Source organism: Vagococcus entomophilus (genome assembly GCF_003987595.1).
GTDB classification, from domain to species: domain Bacteria; phylum Bacillota; class Bacilli; order Lactobacillales; family Vagococcaceae; genus Vagococcus_E; species Vagococcus_E entomophilus.
In genome coordinates this window covers 1,216,344-1,236,809 of record NZ_NGJZ01000001.1, presented here as the reverse complement: position 1 = coordinate 1,236,809, position 20,466 = coordinate 1,216,344, and the positions used below count along the sequence as shown (strand labels likewise).

Sequence of the window (20,466 nt, the reverse complement as noted above, 5' to 3'; positions counted from 1 at the left end):
AACAAAAAACTGACCTTCATCAATTGATGAGGATCAGTTTTTGTTGTTATAGGATAAAGGACTCAAAACCAACGGAAAGCATGGATCACTCACTTCTTTGAGCAAGGGCGGTCCAATCAATCCCTCGTGCTTGGCACCATTCTATTAAGTGTCCACTAAGCATGATATCTGTTTTTCTAAGTTGAGCAATTGACTCTGCTCCTAATAAAGTCATGAGCGTTTGTATTTGTTCTTGCCACTCTTGAACATGGAGAATGGTTTTGTCTACACCGTCTTTGAGTATCCAGTGTAAAAACTGACCAGAAACGCCTACAGCACTGGCACCTAATGCCAATGCTTTCACAATATCTAGAGCAGAACGAATTCCTCCTGAAGCGATGATATCAAGCTTTGCTTGTTGTGATAGGGACTCTAGCAATGAAATTGCGGTAGACTGACCCCAGTTTTCCAGAAAATTGTATTCTTTTTCTTTTCGTCGACTATTTTCAATAGAGGCAAAATTTGTTCCACCTGTGCCACTAATATCCACCGTCTTAACACCAACTACTTCTAATTGACGGAGTGTTTTGCTGTCCATTCCAAATCCTACTTCTTTGACAATTATAGGAACATCTAAAGAGCGGACCATTTTTTCAATATTAGTTAACCATCCAGAAAAATCGCGTCCTCCCTCAGGCATCACAAGCTCTTGAGGGACGTTTACGTGCACTTGAAGCGCATCCGCCTCCAATAAGTCTACCACTCTTTTAGCGTTCTCTACCGGATGTTCTGCGCCAATATTTGCAAAAATGAGCCCATGTGGATTTGTCTTACGGATAATTTTGAAACTATCCATCGTAGTAGCATCGCGCAGAGTGATGCTGGCAGAACCAGAAGCCATGGCTAAATTGGTTTCTCTTGCGACAATGGCGAGCTGTTCATTTATCTTTGCTGTTGTATCTGACCCACCTGTCATACCATTAATGAAAAAAGGACTAGTAAGAGTGGTATTCACAAGTTGTGTTGTCAGACTTACATTTTTTTTATTCGTTTCAGAAAAAGAGTGATGAATAAAGCGTACCCTTTCAAAATCAGATGCTGCCGCTGCATCATAAAATTTTTCAGCAAAGGCGACATGTTGATCTTTGCGGTTTTCTGTCATTTAAAAAGTCCTTTCTAAATCGCAGTTTATAGTTTGCTAAAGACATGAAGGGGGAGATTCTTAATGCCATTTTTTTCCCAAGACTGAATCATCGGTTGAATTTGGCAATTTTGATGCATTACTACGATGCCACAATCGCCACCCCCAGCACCAGAAGACTTAGCAGTACCGCCAAAAGACTCGGCAATTTCGCAAAGCTTGTTGAGTAAGCTTGTTTCAATTTGAACCCCGCTTTTTTGTGCAAGCTGTTGCAAGAGCAATCGATTTTTACGAATGCCTTTTTCAATTTCTTTCAAGTCGTGTTTTCCAAAAGCACTAATGATTCCTTCTACGCAGGATTTGCTCTGAGCTAAAAATTGGTGATAAAAGTCACGCATATCATTTTTTTCAGCTTTCATCAGGTCCACTAATTGTGTAGTGGAAGCAGGTGTCCCTGTCCATCCAATAAAAAGATTCAAATCCTCAGGCGGAAGTAGTGGTTGAATTCTAAGTTGGGGCCAGTCTTCTTTAAGTAAAACTTGCAAAGAAACTTTTTCAATTTCTTCACTCAACCATTTTTTATCAAAACACGAATAGGCAATCCAACCACCAAAAGTACTAGCCGCCAAATCTCCAAAAGAGCCATTACTTTTAATCGACAAATGGGCAAGCGCAGCTAATTTATAAAGAATAGTTGATGTAAATGGAATTTTATAAAAAAGGAGCAAAGCTTTGATTGTCGCAACTGTTACAGCACCGCTCGAGCCAAGACCATATTTTTTTCCATCCGTATTGTCTAATTCACTTTCGACTTCTAAATCGAAAAAGCGCAAAGAAATGCCTAATTCTTTTACGTATTCTTCTGTAATTAAGACAGCTTCAGTAATATAAGCAAAAGGATTTTCTCTTTGATCAATTAGTAGCTGTCCATTTTTTCTAGTCCAAGGAATGGATAACCCTCCGTATTGACCAGAACGGATAGAGCCTTGATGTTTGCTCTCTTTAAGATGAACGGTAATAAATTGATCTAATGCCACAATAATGGCAGGGTGTCCAGGTTCAATTACAGCATATTCGCCTGCAATATATAGTTTTCCGGGCGCACTTGCATGAATCATGATTTCAGTCCTTTCTTACTAAGTAGCCACTCGTTTTCTGATAATGAATGAATACCAGAACCAACACCTGATAAAATCATTTGATCTTGTGAAAATTCAGTTGAGAGCTCTTGCTTTAGTTTGTCCATATCTGTTAAACGACAAAGAATTTTTACGTTAGGGCCAGCATCCATCGTGAGATAACATTCCAACCCTTTTTTTCGTAGTTCTTGGACACGTTGGATGACACGAATGCTATCAGGTTCAAAATAAGTAAAAGGAGGTTGGGCACTAAGCATCGTTGCATGCATCTTCAACGCGCTACTTTCTGCCAGTTCTCCAATTTTTGAAAAATCTTTCGTCACGATGGCTTTTTTCATCTCAACCAAATCTTTCTCACTGCTTTTAACCCAAGCAGGATAAAAGGGGGAGGTTTCGACGGTTCGCTTCATTCCTTGTCTACTTGAAATTATTTTTTCACGGTGATTTACAACGACGATTAGCATGCCAATGTCCCAAGCGGCATCGTCAAGCGGAATGGCAAAACTGTCCGTAGAGCATGTTCCTTTTTGCCATTCAACAAACCCACCAAAAATACTACGAGTAGCACTACCACTGCCTCGTCTGGCAAAAGTTGAAAGTTCTTGTAACCCGATGTTTAAGCGAGCGGCCTCATTTATTGCACCAGCTAAGGCAGCAAATGCAGAAGCAGAAGAAGCAAGCCCTGCGGCCGTTGGGACGTGGTTAATACTTTCTACACATATTTTAGCGGAAATGGAATACTTATGTCTGAATAAATCCAAAAAATTAGAAATTTTTAGAGTTTGTTCCGCGGATTGTTTTTGGTGATTAAGCAAAAAAACATCTTGCTTTAGAGCTTGATCAAGCGTTACTTTTGTATCTGTATAAAAAGCATTTAACGTCAGGGAAAGACTGCTGTTCATAGGTAAAAATAGTTGTTCGTCTTGTTTTCCCCAATATTTGATTAAGGCAATATTAGTGTGTGCTCGGCAGCGTCCGGTACCTTGTGTCAATTATATTCACTCATTTCATAAGTCCAAGTTTTAATGGCGCCTTTTTCTTTTAAGGCCTGTGTAATAGTTTCAGCAGTGGACAGATCTTTGGCAAGTGCAATCATACAACCGCCACGACCGCCACCTGTTAATTTAGCACCTAAAGCACCATTTTGTAAAGATGTTGTAACAAAGTCATCTAATGAATCATTGGAAACGCCTAATTTTCTAAGGATTGTATGTGCTTTGGTGAGGGTATTTCCTAATTGTTTGGGTTGATTACTTAGTAAAAAATTTTTCCCATTAGCAGCAAGTAGACCTAACTCTTTAATCATTGGCTGATACGTGGTCTGGTCTTTTCCTGAAATCTTTTGCGCGACACTTTTAACAGCAGCTCTTGTCTGACCTGTAATCCCCGTATCAGCTACAATTAGCGTTCCTGAACAATTGATTGGAAGTGGGGTACAGGTTTTATTTTTTATGAAATAATAGGGGACGTGACTACTTGTCATGAGTGCATCTAGACCGCTAGGATTGCCATGGGTAATTTTTTCAGCAGCTTCTACGAGCACTAGCAACTGTCTTTTTTTCAGCTCTTGACCAAAAAATTTATAAATGGATCTAACCGTTGCTACAGAAACAGCAGCACTTGACCCCATGCCACGCTCGGCTGGGATTGAACTTTGAATCTCTAAACGAAAAGGGACAGCATGTCTAGGATCTAATTCTTGGAGACACAAATGAATCAAGGTTTGCAGGCTATCCAAAAGCTCAGGCATTTCAGCTACTAATCCTTGGTAAAAATCACAATGAATCAGATACTCTTTTTCAGTAGCACTCAAGTGAACTTGAAGATTAGTGGCAGGGAACGGAATGGCAATCGAAGGTTCCCCGTACACAACAGAATGTTCTCCAAGTAAAATGATTTTTCCGTGTGCTTCTCCTGTAATAATTCTTGTCAAAGTGTATCCATCTCTTTCTGTTTTCCATTTTTTATAACGGGGTATTTTTTTTATATGCAAAGCCACCTTTATAGTTTAATAGATAAGAAGAAAAAAATCTCGCTATTTGCCTAATTTTTAGAAAAAAAAGAAAAAAAGACCACATTTTCATGTGGTCTTTAAGAAATTCTTAAATATTCAGAACTTTTTGTAGAAAGCTCTTGGTTCGTTCATTTTGAGGATTTTCAAAAATATCTTTTGGCGAGCCCTCTTCGATAAAGTTGCCCCCATCTGTAAAAATAACTCGGTGAGCTACTTCTTTAGCAAAGCCCATTTCATGCGTAACGATGACCATGGTCATTCCTTGATGAGCAAGCTTTTTCATGACTTCAAGTACATCGCCCACCATTTCAGGGTCAAGCGCTGAGGTTGGTTCATCGAACAGCATGATATCAGGTTTCATTGCAAGGGCTCTCGCAATCGCAACCCGCTGTTGTTGTCCTCCTGAAAGAGAAGCAGGGTAGACATCTTTTTTATCACTTAATCCTACCATTTCGAGTAATTCTAAGGCAGTTTTTTCCGCTTCTTCTTTGGATTCTTTATTTAAATCTATTGGTGCTAAGGTAATATTATCTAGAACGCTTAAGTGCGGAAATAAATTAAAATGTTGGAAAACCATACCAATATTTTGACGAACTAGGTTGATATCGGTTTTCTTATCTGTTAGATCAAAATCATCAACCAAAATTGTCCCACTTGTTGGCTCTTCTAAGCGATTTAAGCAACGCAAGAAGGTACTTTTACCAGAACCAGAAGGCCCGATGACACAGACAACTTCACCATCATCAATGGACGTATTGATGCCACGAAGAACGGTATTATCGCCATATTTTTTAATCAAGTTTTCAACTATTACTTTTTTAGCCATTTTTTTGGACTCTCCTTTCAAGAATATTGGATAATTTGGTTAAGATTGTGATCACTACGATGTAAATGACTGAAATAATTAAGTAAACTTTAAAACTCTGCAAGTTTCGAGCGATAATAATTTTACCAGTTTGGAGCAGTTCAACTAATCCGATTGCAGATAAAATTGTTGTATCTTTTAACGAAATAACAAATTGGTTAATAAATGATGGAATCATAATCTTAATTGCTTGTGGTAAAATGATTTTCTGCATGGTTTTGCCATAAGAAAGTCCAAGTGAACGAGCGGCTTCATTTTGGCCATTTGGGACAGCTTTGATTCCTCCACGAACAATCTCTGCGATGTATGCACCCGCATTTAAACTAAGGGTCACAACACCTGCAACCATTTCATTGATTTTAATACCTGTTAAGTTTGGCAAACCAATAAAGATGAACATTGCTAATACAAGTAGTGGAATGCCTCGAATGATATCAATGTAAAAAGTTGCGATAAAACGTAAAATTTTACTATCAGAAACATTGAACAGCCCTAGGAGGACTCCGATTATCGTTGCAATAATAAAGGAAACAAAGGTTAGACCCAAAGTTTTACCTAAACCAGACAACAATGACTTGTAATTATTTTTTATAAGACCAGCATAAGTTGTCTCATCAACCGTTTTTGAAGAACTTGCATTGGAGTCCACATATTTATTGACAATTTTTTGGTATTCGCCATTTGTTTTAAGCTTTTTCAAACCAGCATTAAACTTTTCTAACAACTCTTGGTTTTGCCCTTTTTTCACAGCAAATCCATAGCTACCACCTTTTTCTTTTTGTGTGACCATTTTCAGTGGTTGTCCTTGCTTAATCGCATATCCAATAACAGGATAGTCATCAAATACTGCATCTAAGTTCCCGCTTTGCACCATTTGGTAAAGGGTATCACTCGTATCGATTAATTTAACTTTATATCCGTATTTATCTTTGTTCTTTTGAATAAAATCGGCACTTTCACTTCCAACTTTCGCACCAACTGTTTTTCCTTTTAAATCAGAATATTCTTTAACCGATTTATTGGTCTTAGAAACAGCCATGACAATCCCACTGTCAAAATACGGTGTTGAAAAATCAAATGCTTTTTTTCGATCTTCCGTAATAGTCATTCCGGCAATCATCCCATCGAGTTGCCCTGCTTGAACCTGTTGTACAGCTGCATCAAAGCCAACTGCTTTGATTTTTACAGAAAAACCTTGATCTTTTGCAATGGCATTAAGCAGGTCGATGTCAATACCGACATACTCATTACTGGAATTTTGAAATTCAAATGGGGCAAAGGTTATGTCAGTCCCGATAACATATGTTTCAGCAGCATTACTGACTTTTGCTCCAAATAAAAAGCAAAACATACAGGCAAAGAATGCTAGGAAATATCCCTTCATATTTTTCTTCTTCATAATGTTCCTCCTAATTTAATTCCGAATATCGTCTAATTATAAAATAAATATGAGGGAAATTTCAAGTTTTTAATGAATTTCTCATTAAAAACTTGTTTATAATGAGATAAAAGCTGACATCAAAGCTTGTTTTGACGCGAAAAAGTTATTTCTAGCGAAAATATGTTCGGTGTGATAAAATTAAAAACGAATTGAAAGATGAGTAGTGTGGCTATTTTTATTTCAAAAATAAAAATTTAGGAGGGAATAAGTTGATTCAACATAAAACTGAGCATCAATTTGATTTAGTATCCAAGTATCAACCAGAAGGAGATCAGCCCGAGGCAATAAAAAAATTAGTAAACAATCTAAAAAATCATTGTAAAGAGCAGATTCTACTTGGTGCAACAGGAACGGGAAAGACCTTTACAATCTCCAACGTAATTAAAGAGGTCAACAAGCCTACATTAGTCCTTGCACACAATAAAACATTGGCCGGTCAATTGTATACCGAGCTAAAAGAGTTCTTCCCTAATAATGCTGTTGAATATTTTGTCAGCTATTATGATTATTATCAACCAGAGGCTTATGTCCCTTCTAGCGACACCTATATAGAAAAAGATGCCAGTGTCAATGACGAAATTGACAAGTTACGACACTCTGCAACAAGCTCCTTACTTGAAAGAGAAGACGTGATTGTAGTCGCTTCTGTTTCGTGTATCTATGGTTTGGGAGATCCAAAAGAGTATCGGGATCAAGTCCTTTCGCTCCGTGTTGGCATGGAAAAAGAACGCGGTCAATTACTAGAAGAGCTTGTGAAAATTCAATTTGAGCGCAATGATATTGATTTCCAACGTGGTCGTTTTCGAGTTCGTGGAGATGTAGTAGAAATTTTTCCAGCATCAAGAGATGAAAAAGCACTGCGTGTTGAGTTTTTTGGTGATGAAATCGAAAAAATTAGAGAAGTAGATGCCTTAACGGGAGAAATCGTTGGCGAAAGAGAGCATGTTGCTATTTTTCCGGCTACTCACTTTTTGACCAATGAAGCGCATATGGAACATGCGATTGCAGAGATACAAGCAGAGCTAAAAGAACAGTTAAACACATTACGAGCAGAAGAGAAATTACTCGAAGCACAGCGCTTAGAGCAACGGACCAATTACGATATTGAGATGATGCGTGAGATGGGGTATTGCTCTGGAATTGAAAATTATTCAAGACATATGGATGGTAGACAAAAAGGCGAAGCGCCATACACACTTTTGGATTTCTTTCCAAAGGATTTTTTAATTGTCGCAGATGAGTCGCATGTTTCTTTGCCACAAATTAGAGGCATGTTTAACGGCGATCAGGCGCGCAAACAAATGTTGATTGATCATGGATTTCGTTTGCCAAGTGCACTAGACAATCGTCCACTAAAATTAAGTGAATTTGAAGAGCATGTCAATCAAATTATCTATGTTTCGGCAACTCCAGGACCTTATGAAATGGAACGTACGGATCAAGTGATTCAGCAAATTATTCGTCCGACAGGATTATTAGATCCATTGATTGAGGTGCGTCCTATTATGGGGCAAATAGACGATTTGGTTGGGGAAATCAATCAGCGGATTGAAAAAAATGAACGCGTCTTTATCACGACATTGACGAAGAAAATGTCAGAGGATTTGACGGATTATTTGAAAGAACTTGGAATCAAAGTAAACTATTTGCATAGCGATATTAAAACTTTAGAGCGAACAGAAATTATTCGGGAATTACGTTTGGGAGAATTTGATGTCTTAATTGGCATCAACTTATTAAGAGAAGGACTAGATGTCCCAGAAGTTTCGCTGGTAGCCATTCTGGATGCTGATAAAGAGGGCTTTTTACGTAGTGAGCGCTCCCTTGTCCAAACGATTGGTCGAGCTGCAAGAAATGCTGATGGTCGAGTGATTATGTATGCAGATCGCATAACAGAATCGATGCAAAAAGCAATGGATGAAACGTCGAGAAGACGCTCTATTCAAGAGGCGTATAATGAGAAACACGGAATCGTGCCTACAACGATTATTAAAGCAATTCGTGACAAGATTCAGATATCTAAAGCAGTTGAAGAGTTAGATATTGAAGAGGAAGACTTGGATTACAGCAACCTTTCAGCAGATGAAAAAGAAGTGTTGATTCATAAATTAGAAGAAGAAATGCGCGCAGCAGCAAAAGCACTTGATTTTGAAGAAGCTGCTTCACTGAGAGATGTTGTACTAGATTTGAAATCAAGTAAATAAGAAGAAAGTGGTGATGTGTAGTGGCAAATGATAAAATTCAAATTCATGGTGCTCGAGCGCATAATTTAAAAAATATTGATGTGACAATTCCAAGAGATAAATTAGTTGTAGTGACGGGGCTTTCCGGTTCTGGGAAAAGCTCCTTAGCTTTTGATACGCTCTATGCTGAGGGACAAAGACGGTATGTAGAGAGTTTATCTGCCTATGCTAGACAATTTTTAGGTCAAATGGACAAGCCCGATGTGGATAGTATTGATGGGTTGAGTCCAGCGATTTCGATTGATCAAAAGACTACCAGTCGAAATCCCCGTTCAACAGTTGGAACAGCTACAGAAATCAACGATTATTTGCGCTTACTTTACGCGCGAGTGGGGCATCCAATTTGTCCTAATGATGGGATGGAGATCAGCAGCCAGTCTGTAGATCAAATGGTTGAAAGAATTTTGAGTTTACCAGAAAAATCTAAATTGCAAATTTTAGCGCCAATTATTTCTGCAAAAAAAGGCCAACATAAAAAAATAATCGAAAAAGTAAAGCGTGAGGGATTTGTGCGTGTTCGTGTGGATAAGGTGATTTATGATATCACAGAAGTGCCAGAGCTTGAGAAAAATAAAAAACACACAATCGAAATTGTCATTGACCGGATTATCGTTAAAGACGGGGTTCGCTCACGCTTATTCGAATCTTTAGAAAGCGCCCTCCATCTCGCAGAAGGACGTGTTGTTGTTGATGTCATAGGTCAGGAGGAACTAGTCTTTAGCGAGCACTATTCTTGTCCTTTATGTGGCTTTACTGTCGGAGAACTCGAACCTCGATTGTTTTCGTTTAATGCGCCATTTGGTGCCTGTAGTGAATGTGATGGTTTGGGGATGAAACTAGAAGTAGATGTAGACTTGGTTGTTCCAGATCCAAGCAAAACATTAAACGAAGGGGCCATTCTTCCATGGAATCCAATTAGTTCCAACTATTACCCACAAATGCTGACGCAAGCCTGTAAAACTTTTTCTATCGATATGGACGTTCCTTTTGAAAAGTTATCCGAAACAGATCAAGCTCTCGTGTTGAATGGTTCCAATGGGCAAATCTTTAAGTTTCACTATGAAAATGATTTCGGTGGAATTCGTGATGTAGAAGTGCCTTTTGAAGGGGTTCTGCCAAATATCACGCGAAGATACCACGAAACAAATAGTGATTTTACCAGAGATCAAATGAAACAATATATGACAGAATTACCCTGTCAAACGTGTCATGGTTATCGCCTGAATCCGCAAGCATTGTGTGTGAAAATTAACCAAAAGCATTTGGGGGAAGTCAGCAATCTCTCAATTTCTGATGCAGCGGACTTTTTCAAAGATTTGCAGCTAAAAGAGCATGAATTGGCGATTGCACGTCCAATACTAAAAGAAGTGTTAGACCGCCTGTCATTTTTACAAAATGTGGGCCTAGATTATTTAACGCTAAGCAGAACGGCTGGAACTTTATCAGGAGGAGAAGCCCAACGTATTAGGCTAGCTACGCAAATTGGATCCAATCTATCAGGTGTCCTTTATATTCTGGATGAGCCTTCGATTGGCCTGCATCAGCGAGACAATGATCGTCTGATTGCTTCTCTTAAGAAAATGAGAGACTTAGGCAATACACTAATTGTTGTTGAGCATGATGAAGACACAATGCGCGAAGCAGATTACCTCATTGATATTGGTCCTGGTGCAGGGGCTAAGGGTGGCGAAGTAATAGCCGCGGGCACCCCGCTTGAAGTTGAAAAAAATCCTCATTCTTTGACGGGACAATATTTATCAGGAAAAAAAGCGATAGGAATTCCTCAAGAAAGGCGAAAAGGCAACGGAAAGGCGATTCAAATTTCAGGCGCTAGTGAAAACAACCTAAAAAATATTACGGTGAAGTTTCCGCTAGGAGAGCTAGTAGCGGTGACTGGGGTTTCCGGTTCTGGGAAAAGTACTCTAGTCAATCAAATTTTAAAAAAAGTACTAGCCCAAAAAATCAATCGGAATTCGGCCAAGCCAGGCAAATATAAAAAAATAACTGGGTACGAGGAAATTGAGAAGATTATTGACATTGACCAGAGTCCTATTGGTCGGACTCCTCGTAGTAATCCGGCAACCTATACAAGTGTTTTTGACGATATTCGCGATTTGTTTGCTAAAACAAACGAGGCAAAGATCAGAGGTTATAAAAAGGGCCGCTTTAGTTTCAATGTAAAAGGTGGACGCTGTGAAGCATGTCGTGGAGATGGAATCTTAAAAATTGAAATGCACTTTCTACCAGATGTATATGTTCCATGCGAAGTTTGCCATGGGAAACGTTATAATTCTGAAACCTTAGAAGTTCATTATAAAGGAAAAAACATTGCAGAAATTTTGGATATGACAGTTGAAAAAGCGGTTGTCTTTTTCGAGCACATTCCTAAGATTCAACGAAAATTACAAACAATTGTTGACGTTGGCCTAGGGTATGTTACGTTAGGACAGCCAGCCACTACTTTATCAGGTGGTGAAGCGCAGCGGATGAAATTAGCAAGTGAACTGCATAAAAAATCTTCTGGGAAAAGTTTCTATATTCTAGATGAGCCGACAACTGGACTACATACAGATGATATTGCAAGACTACTAGTTGTCTTAAATCGATTGGTAGATGCAGGAAATACAGTTTTAGTAATTGAACATAATCTGGATGTTATCAAAACTGCGGATCATATTATTGATTTAGGGCCAGAAGGAGGCGCTGGCGGGGGGACAATCGTCGCTACAGGAACGCCTGAAGAAATAATTAAAGTAAAAGAAAGCTATACTGGAAGCTATTTGAAAAAAATTTTAAAAGCCAAATAAAAAGGAGGCGCTTGGAGCAAGAAAGACTTGTTTCAAGCGCTTTTTTTAGTAGTAAGTTTCTTCCAAGTAAATTCACACACAATGATACGCCCGGGTGTGTTATAATGAGTAGGAATAAAGAAGGAGGGCGAGTATATGACGACAGATCACTTAGAATTAGTCATTATTACAGGAATGAGTGGAGCAGGCAAAACCGTTGCCATGCAGAGTTTTGAAGATATGGGTTTTTTTTGTATCGACAATATGCCTCCAAGCCTTGTTCCCAAATTTTGGGAATTAATCAAAGAATCAGGCAAAGTTAGCAAAATTGCGCTTGTTATTGATCTTCGTTCCCGAGCATTTTTCCAAGAAATCCAAGCGATGTTAATTGAGTTAGAAAATACTAGTTTTATCAATACGCGAGTTTTATTTTTAGATGCGACGGATGAAGAACTCGTTTCAAGATACAAAGAAACAAGAAGAACACACCCGCTAGCCATGGACGGGCTTGTAACAGAAGGTATCCGAAAAGAAAGAGCGCTTCTTGAAGAAACGAAAGTGTATGCACAGACAATCATTAATACGACTTCCTTAGCTCCAAGAGAACTACGTGAGCGGATTATGAAAGAGTTTAAAACCACAGATACCCATACTTTTAGAGTAGAGATGCTCTCTTTTGGGTTTAAATACGGTCTTCCTATTGATGCAGATATTGTCATGGATGTTCGTTTCTTACCGAATCCTCATTATGTGGATGCGCTACGACCTTTAAACGGGCAAGATGCACCCGTGTATGACTATGTTATGAGTTTTGCTGAAACACAAGAGTTTTATCATAAATTTAAAGCACTGATTGATAGCATTCTACCTGGATATAAAAAAGAAGGAAAAAATAACGTGACCATTGCTATTGGCTGTACTGGCGGGCAACATCGCTCTGTCGCACTTGCTGAACGAATGGGGAAAGAACTGGGCAATGAGTATCACGTCAATATTACCCACCGAGATAAAGCGAAGCGAAAAGAGACGGTGAATCGTTCATGAAAACATATAGAATCCGAAAACCCAAGATTGTCATCATCGGTGGTGGGACAGGATTACCCGTAATACTAAAAAGTTTGAGAGATCAAAGTGCAGATATCACGGCGATTGTGACGGTAGCCGACGATGGGGGAAGCAGTGGCAAGCTGAGAGAGAGTATCAATATAGCACCTCCGGGTGACTTAAGAAATGTATTGGTTGCTCTTTCGGATATGCCACAAATCTATGAAGATATTTTTCAATATCGCTTTAAGCAAGAGGATCAATTTTTGGCGGATCATACAATTGGTAATTTGATTATTGCAGCACTTTCTGAAATGAGAAATAGCACTTATGAAGCCATTCAGTTACTCTCTAAAATTATGCATGTGGATGGGCATATCTATCCAGCCTCTGAAAATTCTTTGACCTTACATGCGAAATATAAAGATGGAACTGAAGAATCAGGAGAATCTAAAATCGCTTTAGAACGTAAGCAGATTGATTACGTATATGTAACCAATACCTATAATGCTGAAAAACCAATTGCCTCAAGAAAAGTCGTAACTGCAATTGAAGAAGCAGATATGATTGTACTTGGTCCAGGAAGTCTGTACACGAGTATTTTGCCCAATTTAGTCATCGAAGAAATTGCGGAATCAATCAAAAAAACTAAGGCAGAAGTAGTCTATATTTGTAATATAATGACACAAAAAGGCGAAACGGAATACTTTTCTGATGCAGATCATATCCGGGTCTTAAATCATCATTTGAAAACTCCTTTTATCAATACGGTTTTAGTAAATACCGAAAAAGTACCTCAAGGCTATATGAATGCAGAAAAATATGATGAATACTTAGTTCAAGTCGCACATGATTTTAATGGACTTAGGGAACAGGGGTGTCGTGTCATATCGGCGGATTTTCTCGAGCTTAAAAATGGCGGTGTATTTCATGATGGCCAAAAAGTAGTGGAGGAGCTCTTTCGTTTAGTATTTGGGACATCGTATTAGTGATAGAAAGGAGATAGACCAGTGTCGTATGCCTCTGATGTAAAAAAGGAGCTAACCACTCTTGAAGTTCATAAAGAACACGCCAAGGCGGAACTAGCTGCTTTGATCAAGATGAATGGTGCAGTCTCACTTGCAAATCGCCAAATGATTTTAAACGTTCAAACTGAAAATGCAGCGATTGCTAGAAGATTGTATAGTTTATTAAAAGATCATTATCAAGTCAGAAGTGAGTTGCTAGTGCGCCGAAAAATGAAACTCAAAAAAAATAATATATATATTGTTCGTCTAAAACAAGATACACAAAATATTTTGATGGATTTGGATATCATGGATGGCATGATGTTTGTCACCCATGTTTCTTCTTCGATTATGGGAAATGCCCAAAAAATGCGCTCGTACTTAAGAGGAGCTTTTTTGGCGGGGGGATCCGTTAATAATCCAGAAACAAGCCGCTATCATTTAGAAATCTACTCATTATACGAAGAACACAATCAAGATATTTGTGATATGTTGAATTATTATGGGTTAAATGCCCGAACGTTAGAAAGAAGAAATGGTTATATTTCCTACTTAAAAGAAGCAGAAAAGATTGCGGATTTTTTAACTCTAATTGGTGCAACCAATTCAATGTTAAAATTCGAAGATGTTCGAATTGTAAGAGACATGAGAAATTCTGTTAATCGCCTTGTTAATTGTGAAACCGCAAATTTAAATAAAACGATTGATGCGGCTTCTAAACAAGTTGAAAATATTCAATTTATCGCACAGTCAGTTGGTTTGGAAGCCTTACCTGAAAAACTTAAAGAGATTGCAGAGTTAAGACTAGCATACCCAGATTTAAGTCTGAAAGAGTTGGGCGAGGCTGCACCGAGTGGGCCTATATCAAAGTCAGGCATCAATCATCGAATTCGAAAACTAAATGAGTATGCAGAAAAGTTAAAAAAAGAAGAATAAAAAGTATTGTCCATAAAGCACATTGCTTGAAACCTACTAGATTCTTTACATAAAAAGGAATCTATTAAGTCATTGACTGCATGTAATAATACTGAAAGTGAAAATGTATAAAAAAGTGATTCTACTTTTTTGTACATTTTTTTTACCCATTAGGAAGACTTCACTTGGGAATTCGCCCTATGATTTGAAGTCTAGCCCAAAGTGTCTAGTGGCTGACCAAGTAAAGCTAAATTTTGATTTACTAACTGATAATGAAAAAGAAATGTCTTTTTATATCAAAGAACATAAGCACGAGGTAATAAACATGTCTGCAGTGGAATTTGCCGAACAAACATTGTCATCCAAAAGCTCCGTCTCTCGCTTGGCTCAAAAATTAGGGTTTCGCGGCTTTGCTGAAATGAAGTATGCGATTGCGCAAGAGATGAAGCAAGTAGCGACAGAGCCAACAGATTTAATCAGCGGACTTAAAGACGTCATCAATGAGACCTTTCTTTACTCTGAGCAAGTCAATTTTTATCCTTTATTAGATAAAATAAAAAATGCAAGAGGGCTATTTATTTATGCAACCGGTTTTACGCAAAATAATTATTCTAAGGAGTTCGCCAATAGCCTTTTTTTATCTGGACGAACCAACTTTTTGATTTCTGGTGAAACCAATTTCGAAATCATCAGCCAAACCTTAAATTCTGAGGATATGGTAATCATTACTTCTTTAAGCGGAAATACACCCGCAATAAAAAATACAATCAAGTATCTAAACATGAGTAAGGTACCTATTTGCTCCGTTACCGCTTTTGGTAAGAGCTTTTTGAGTACACATTCCAAGTTTCAGTTATACTACGAAGTAAGTGATGTCCCAGCACAAGGAGGCAGTCATAGAATATCGATGATTGGACTTAATATTATCCTATCCATTTTTGCTTACAAGTACCGAGAGTTTATCTTATTTGATGAATAAGTTAAAAGAAACATAAAAAGAAAGAGCCTGAAAGATAACTTTTTAGTTATCTTTCAGGCTCTTTCTTTTTATTGCTCGATGAGTTGGACTAGTTCTTCAAGAGAGAGGGATTCATCAAAAATCGTCTCTCCAATGATTAAGGTTGGAACAAATTGAATCGTTGCCTGCTCAGCTTCTTTACGAATGCTAGTACTTAAAACTTGGTCTTCACAAAAGGGTAAGCCCAGTTTATTTTCTGCATAGTCTGCAACGTCTGTCAGAGACTGCTCTGCCCATTCATCTTGGACCGCAAAAATCTTTTCAATTGCCACATAGGCTAAGTCAGGCGCTTGAGCTGGAACATGATGATGCATCACATTTCCCCGTTGTAAGGATTCTTTATCCTTATCTAAAAGTTTGATTACACGTTGGACTTTGCCTTTTTTTAGAGCATCATCAAGTATTTCTTTTGATTCTGTGAACCATTTTTTACAAAAAGGGCAACGTAAATTGATAAATTCAATCAACTTTATGGGTGCATTAGATTGTCCAATCTTAATGCCAACAGTATCTGTTACAAATTTGGGTTGAATGACACTTGTATCCATGACTATCGCTCCTTTTGATTAGGCATTAAGCCCAGAACTATTGATCATTACTTCATCAATCAAACCGTATTCTTTTGCTTGTTCAGGCGTCATAAAGTTGTCACGGTCTGTATCGCGTTCAATGACTTCTAAAGGTTGTCCAGTACGTTCAGCCAAAATTTTATTTAAACGTTCTCGTGTGTTTAGAATATGTTTTGCAGCAATTTCGATTTCAGCTGCTTGTCCTTGAGCACCACCAAGCGGTTGATGAATCATGATTTCTGCATTAGGTAATGCGAAACGTTTGCCTTTTGTACCAGCAGTAAGTAAGAAACTTCCCATAGAAGCAGCCATCCCTAGTACGATGGTTTGAACGTCTGCTTTGACAAAATTCATGGTATCGTAAATGGCAAGTCCAGCAGAAACACTTCCTCCTGGAGAGTTGATATAAATAAAAATGTCTTTTTCTGAATCTTGTGCATCTAAAAATAGAAGCTGAGCAATAACGGAATTTGCAACGTTATCGTCAATCGCTCCACTTAACATAATGATACGATCTTTTAATAGTCTTGAATAAATATCATAAGCGCGTTCGCCTCGAGCGGACTGCTCAATTACTGTAGGAATTAAATTCATTGTAGGATCCTCCTTAAGATAAGAAATCTTCCTCATTTTAACATAAAAAAAGAAGGAAGTCATAAGAAAAGTGTACACAATTGGTCAATAAAGGTCAATTGATTTGTTTGAAGAAAAAACGAGTAAAAAATGGTATAATGAAAAAAAAGTAGTGAGGGAAGAGTCTAATGCTTGAAATTATATCAGTTTGTATAGGAGCGCTCATTGTTTTTATCAGCATGAGTGTAAATCAATCGTACCACAATAAGAAATATCAACGTTATATCGAACTTCAAGAAAAAAAGAAAGAGATGGAGACGTTGATGCTCTTAAATCGTAAAATTAATGAAATTACTCAAAAGAGATCTTTGTACATGGAAGAGTATGTCAGTTTTGATAGCTTTGATGATTGCTATATTACGATTGATGATTATGTTTATTTGCAGTCTTTTTGTGCCCAAAACTATTTTTATCTACCAAACTATCTAGTAGAAGAATTTTTCAAAAATATCGCGCATAGGCAGGTAATTCTAGCACCCGAAGAAACGCATGAAATGGGAGGATTTGCTTACAAAGGTGGACGTCTAGTATTAGAAAATTTTTCAGAAGAGTTGATTCATTGTGCGGAGGATAGAAAAACAGAAATTAGTAAATTAAGTCAACATAAGATTCCTTATTTTGATTGGAAATAGGAAATTTTACTAGAAAAAGCAGGCAGAGCATTATTTGCTCTCCCTGCTTTTTTCTGTGTCTTCAGTTTCTTCTGGCAATTTTTCGATTCGTAGTTGCTGAATCACATGATTTTCGTAATCTGTTACAGTAAAACGAAGGTGATGCAGTGTGACGGAAAAACCTTCACAGATTTCAGTATGGTATAAATTGCTAATATACCCACCAATACTAATAATACCGTTTGTTTCTTTTAAAACCGTATCAAAGAGTTTTTCAATATCTTCAATTTCAACCCGTCCATCTACTAAATAACTATCTTGTGCAATCTTCTTCATTTTAATCGGCTCTTTATCCGCCTCATCTTGAATGTCACCGACAATTTCCTCTAATATATTTTCAATTGTAACTAATCCACTAGTGCCACCGTATTCATCAATTAAAATAGCGAGATGCTTGTGTGATTTTTGCATTTCTTTAAGCAATTGTTTGATAGGGATGGTCTCAATCATGATAATCGGCTCTTTTGCAATGTCTGCTACAGTCAAAGGAACTTTAACCTTGGCAAAAGAGCTTTTGACTAATTGTTGTAAGGTGACATAGCCCATGATTTCGTCTTTTGATTCACCAATAACAGGATAGCGAGAGTGCGTTTTGTTAATGGCAAAATGCAGGGCAGGCTCAATCAAAGTATCGGCTTCAAGTACTTCCATTTCAGTACGATTGGTCATCACTTCTTTTGCCATCCGCTCATCAAATTCGAAAATATTATTCAAATAAACATATTCATCGCGATTAATTTCTCCTTTACGATAACTATTTGTAGCAATGTACAGCAATTCTTCTTCGGTATGTGTTTCATCTCCTTCAGCGACCATCTGAATACCAAAGAGCTTTCCAGTTGCATTAGCCGCGTGGTTTAATAACCAAATAAAAGGGTAGGTAATCTTGTAGAAGAGATGCAGGGGGTGCACAACTGCTAAAACGACGGTCTCTGTTTTGCTAATGCTGTAGGATTTCGGCACTAACTCCCCGATAACAACGTGCACGAAAGTCACAACTAAAAAGGCTAGGACAAGTGAAATAAGCGATAACACAGAAGCAGGTATAGGCAGATAAGAAAGGAAAGGATGCAATAAGCTTTCGATAGTACTTTCTCCCAACCAACCAATAGCCAACGAAGTCAATGTTATTCCAAGCTGACAAGCACTTAAATATTCATCTAAATGGTGGGTAACATGGAGTGCCAAATTTGCTTTTTTGTTGCCCTCATCTTTTAATCGCTCAAGCTGACTCGTTCTAATTTTAACGAGAGCGAATTCAGACGCTACAAATAGAGCGGTAAAAAAAATCATTGTAGCGATGATGATCAAACGAATCAATATCATGAAGTAATCTCCTTTAGTTCAACGAATAACTTGCAGAAAGAGCGCATTTAAACGCTCAACCTGTCTATTTTATTTTAATGATACCATAAATTAACCTAGAAAAAATAAAAAAGTACAAGACACATAAAAGAGTTGTCTTGTACTAATAAAATTATTCACCAATTAAAGGATGGCTAACTTTTTTATTCCAAAAATCAATCAACGGACCCGTGAAAAAGGCATTAATAACTGTTCCCACGCCAATTGGACCACTGAAACAAAAAGCAATAATCACGACAATCACATCTTGACAAACCCGAACTTTGCGGTATTCAAAATTTGTTTTCTCCACAATAATTGGAGCAATTGCATCGTACGGAGCATTGCCTAAATTCGCTGACATATACAAAGAGGCACCTAATGTAAAGAGGAGTACACCAACGATGAGATAGATTACTTGATAGGTAAATGTCATTTGAAAGGAAAATAACTTGTAATAAAGTGAAGAGAAGCCATCAATTAAGAATCCCGCTAATACCATATTGATGACGGTTCCAATTCCGATCAACTTTCGTCCAAAAATAAAAACAAATAATAGGATAACCGCATTAGCGCATAATTGAAAAATTCCTAATGAAGTTCCCAATTTACTACTAATCCCGCTGTTCATAGCTGTATTAGGATCTAAACCTACGCCAGCAACATTTAAAATAGAAGCGCCTAGTGCGAGAATGGCGACTCCAAGAAAAGCAAATAAGACTTTTCTTAATTTTATTTTTTTGAAAATTTCCATAAAATAGACATCGTCCTTTTCATTATTCTTATTCTCTTAGCATGTCAAACTATGGAGAATGTGTCAAGTGATAAATGGTATTATAAAATGATATTTATGTAAGGATCAAATATTCATCTGATTTTTTGCGGGAAATAATGGGGGAAATCAATAGTTGAAAAATGGTATACTATTATTTGGAAAGAGGGTTGAAAATGAAAAAAGAAAACTTGGGTCAGAAGCTAAACGTACTTAGAGCAGGTGTTTTGGGAGCAAACGATGGGATTGTTTCTGTTGCGGGGACCGTACTTGGGGTTGCAGGTGCGACCAATCATCTACCTACAATTATGATTTCGGGTGTTGCATCGTTGGTTGCAGGAGCATTTTCTATGGCTGGTGGTGAATATGTATCAGTTAGTACACAAAGGGACACTGAAAAAGCCATTATTGTGCAAGAGAAACAAGAGTTAAAAACAAATTTTCTGAAAGAAGAGCAAGAGCTAGCGGCAGATTATGTCGAGAAAGGTCTGTCCAATGAATTGGCACAGCAAGTAGCAAAAGAACTTATGCAAAAAGCACCACTAGAGATCCATGCAAAAGAGACGTACGGCATTGATCCAAAAGAATATGTAAATCCTTGGCGTGCGGCACTGTCTTCTCTAGTCTCTTTTTCGTTGGGAGCATTACTGCCACTTATTGCCATTTTACTCCTACCGAGTGCTTTTAAAATTGGTGGTACCTTTTTTATTGTGGGCATCGCATTAGCGATTACTGGCTATATCAGCAGCTATTTAGGTGAGGCCCCCATTTTACCCGCGGTCATCCGGAATTGCTTTGTTGGAATGCTTACGATGATTGTGACTTACTGCGTTGGAGGGTGGATTGGGTTTTAAAGTGAAATTGCTTTATGATTCTTTCATAAAA

General features: G+C 37.9%; 18 protein-coding genes. 8 read left to right on the top strand and 10 right to left on the bottom strand.

Going from position 1 to position 20,466, the window contains the following annotated elements:
• Positions 1 to 85: 85 nt before the first annotated feature.
• The 6 genes from fni to CBF30_RS05820 form a co-directional block, all read right to left on the bottom strand.
• A complete protein-coding gene (fni, locus tag CBF30_RS05845; RefSeq protein WP_126823653.1) occupies positions 86 to 1,141 on the bottom strand; it encodes a type 2 isopentenyl-diphosphate Delta-isomerase in 1,056 nt (351 codons plus the stop codon).
• A gap of 26 nt (positions 1,142 to 1,167) precedes the next feature.
• Positions 1,168 to 2,238: a phosphomevalonate kinase gene (locus CBF30_RS05840; RefSeq protein ID WP_126823651.1), complete on the bottom strand. Its 1,071-nt coding sequence runs from the start codon at positions 2,236 to 2,238 to the stop codon at positions 1,168 to 1,170.
• Complete coding sequence (gene mvaD, locus CBF30_RS05835) at positions 2,235 to 3,251, bottom strand: diphosphomevalonate decarboxylase (RefSeq protein WP_126823649.1); 1,017 nt, start codon at positions 3,249 to 3,251, stop codon at positions 2,235 to 2,237. The genes CBF30_RS05840 and mvaD overlap by 4 nt, the downstream gene beginning before the upstream one ends.
• Positions 3,248 to 4,192, bottom strand: a complete 945-nt coding sequence (gene mvk, locus CBF30_RS05830) for a mevalonate kinase (RefSeq protein WP_245975017.1) — start codon at positions 4,190 to 4,192, stop codon at positions 3,248 to 3,250. Before mvk ends, mvaD begins: the two co-directional genes overlap by 4 nt.
• A gap of 169 nt (positions 4,193 to 4,361) precedes the next feature.
• The gene (locus tag CBF30_RS05825) at positions 4,362 to 5,099 is read right to left on the bottom strand and encodes an amino acid ABC transporter ATP-binding protein (protein ID WP_126823645.1); all 738 of its coding nucleotides are present in this window, start codon (positions 5,097 to 5,099) and stop codon (positions 4,362 to 4,364) included.
• Entirely contained in the window at positions 5,092 to 6,537 is a 1,446-nt protein-coding gene (locus CBF30_RS05820; RefSeq protein WP_126823643.1) for an amino acid ABC transporter substrate-binding protein/permease, read from the bottom strand. Before CBF30_RS05820 ends, CBF30_RS05825 begins: the two co-directional genes overlap by 8 nt.
• Positions 6,538 to 6,788: 251 nt before the next feature.
• Here CBF30_RS05820 and uvrB point away from each other — a divergent pair, with 251 nt between their 5' ends.
• From uvrB to CBF30_RS05790, 6 genes are all read left to right on the top strand, one after another.
• Entirely contained in the window at positions 6,789 to 8,783 is a 1,995-nt protein-coding gene (gene uvrB, locus CBF30_RS05815) for an excinuclease ABC subunit UvrB (RefSeq protein WP_126823641.1), read from the top strand.
• 20 nt (positions 8,784 to 8,803) lie between these two features.
• On the top strand, positions 8,804 to 11,629 hold the full coding sequence (uvrA, locus tag CBF30_RS05810; protein ID WP_126823639.1) for an excinuclease ABC subunit UvrA: 2,826 nt from the start codon (positions 8,804 to 8,806) through the stop codon (positions 11,627 to 11,629).
• 135 nt (positions 11,630 to 11,764) lie between these two features.
• The gene (gene rapZ, locus CBF30_RS05805; RefSeq protein WP_126823637.1) at positions 11,765 to 12,652 is read left to right on the top strand and encodes an RNase adapter RapZ; all 888 of its coding nucleotides are present in this window, start codon (positions 11,765 to 11,767) and stop codon (positions 12,650 to 12,652) included.
• A complete protein-coding gene (locus CBF30_RS05800) occupies positions 12,649 to 13,641 on the top strand; it encodes a gluconeogenesis factor YvcK family protein (protein ID WP_126823635.1) in 993 nt (330 codons plus the stop codon). Before rapZ ends, CBF30_RS05800 begins: the two co-directional genes overlap by 4 nt.
• A 21-nt stretch (positions 13,642 to 13,662) precedes the next feature.
• Positions 13,663 to 14,595: a DNA-binding protein WhiA gene (gene whiA, locus CBF30_RS05795; RefSeq protein ID WP_126823633.1), complete on the top strand. Its 933-nt coding sequence runs from the start codon at positions 13,663 to 13,665 to the stop codon at positions 14,593 to 14,595.
• A 208-nt stretch (positions 14,596 to 14,803) separates the two neighbouring features.
• The gene (locus CBF30_RS05790) at positions 14,804 to 15,553 is read left to right on the top strand and encodes a MurR/RpiR family transcriptional regulator (protein WP_281273581.1); all 750 of its coding nucleotides are present in this window, start codon (positions 14,804 to 14,806) and stop codon (positions 15,551 to 15,553) included.
• A 68-nt stretch (positions 15,554 to 15,621) separates the two neighbouring features.
• On the opposite strand, the gene CBF30_RS05785 is transcribed toward CBF30_RS05790, so the two are convergent.
• A complete protein-coding gene (locus CBF30_RS05785; protein WP_126823629.1) occupies positions 15,622 to 16,140 on the bottom strand; it encodes a thioredoxin domain-containing protein in 519 nt (172 codons plus the stop codon).
• 18 nt (positions 16,141 to 16,158) lie between these two features.
• Positions 16,159 to 16,755: an ATP-dependent Clp endopeptidase proteolytic subunit ClpP gene (gene clpP, locus CBF30_RS05780; RefSeq protein ID WP_126823627.1), complete on the bottom strand. Its 597-nt coding sequence runs from the start codon at positions 16,753 to 16,755 to the stop codon at positions 16,159 to 16,161.
• Between the two features lie 167 nt (positions 16,756 to 16,922).
• Between clpP and CBF30_RS05775 the strand changes: the two genes are divergently transcribed.
• Complete coding sequence (locus CBF30_RS05775) at positions 16,923 to 17,426, top strand: hypothetical protein (RefSeq protein WP_126823625.1); 504 nt, start codon at positions 16,923 to 16,925, stop codon at positions 17,424 to 17,426.
• A gap of 30 nt (positions 17,427 to 17,456) precedes the next feature.
• Here CBF30_RS05775 and CBF30_RS05770 read toward each other — a convergent pair whose 3' ends face one another.
• The gene (locus tag CBF30_RS05770) at positions 17,457 to 18,788 is read right to left on the bottom strand and encodes a hemolysin family protein (protein ID WP_211340484.1); all 1,332 of its coding nucleotides are present in this window, start codon (positions 18,786 to 18,788) and stop codon (positions 17,457 to 17,459) included.
• A 154-nt stretch (positions 18,789 to 18,942) separates the two neighbouring features.
• Positions 18,943 to 19,563 (bottom strand): YczE/YyaS/YitT family protein, encoded by a 621-nt coding sequence (locus CBF30_RS05765; protein WP_126823621.1) that lies wholly within the window; start codon positions 19,561 to 19,563, stop codon positions 18,943 to 18,945.
• Positions 19,564 to 19,757: 194 nt separating this feature from the next.
• On the opposite strand from CBF30_RS05765, the gene CBF30_RS05760 reads away from it, so the two are divergent.
• On the top strand, positions 19,758 to 20,435 hold the full coding sequence (locus tag CBF30_RS05760) for a VIT1/CCC1 transporter family protein (RefSeq protein ID WP_126823619.1): 678 nt from the start codon (positions 19,758 to 19,760) through the stop codon (positions 20,433 to 20,435).
• Positions 20,436 to 20,466: the final 31 nt, after the last annotated feature.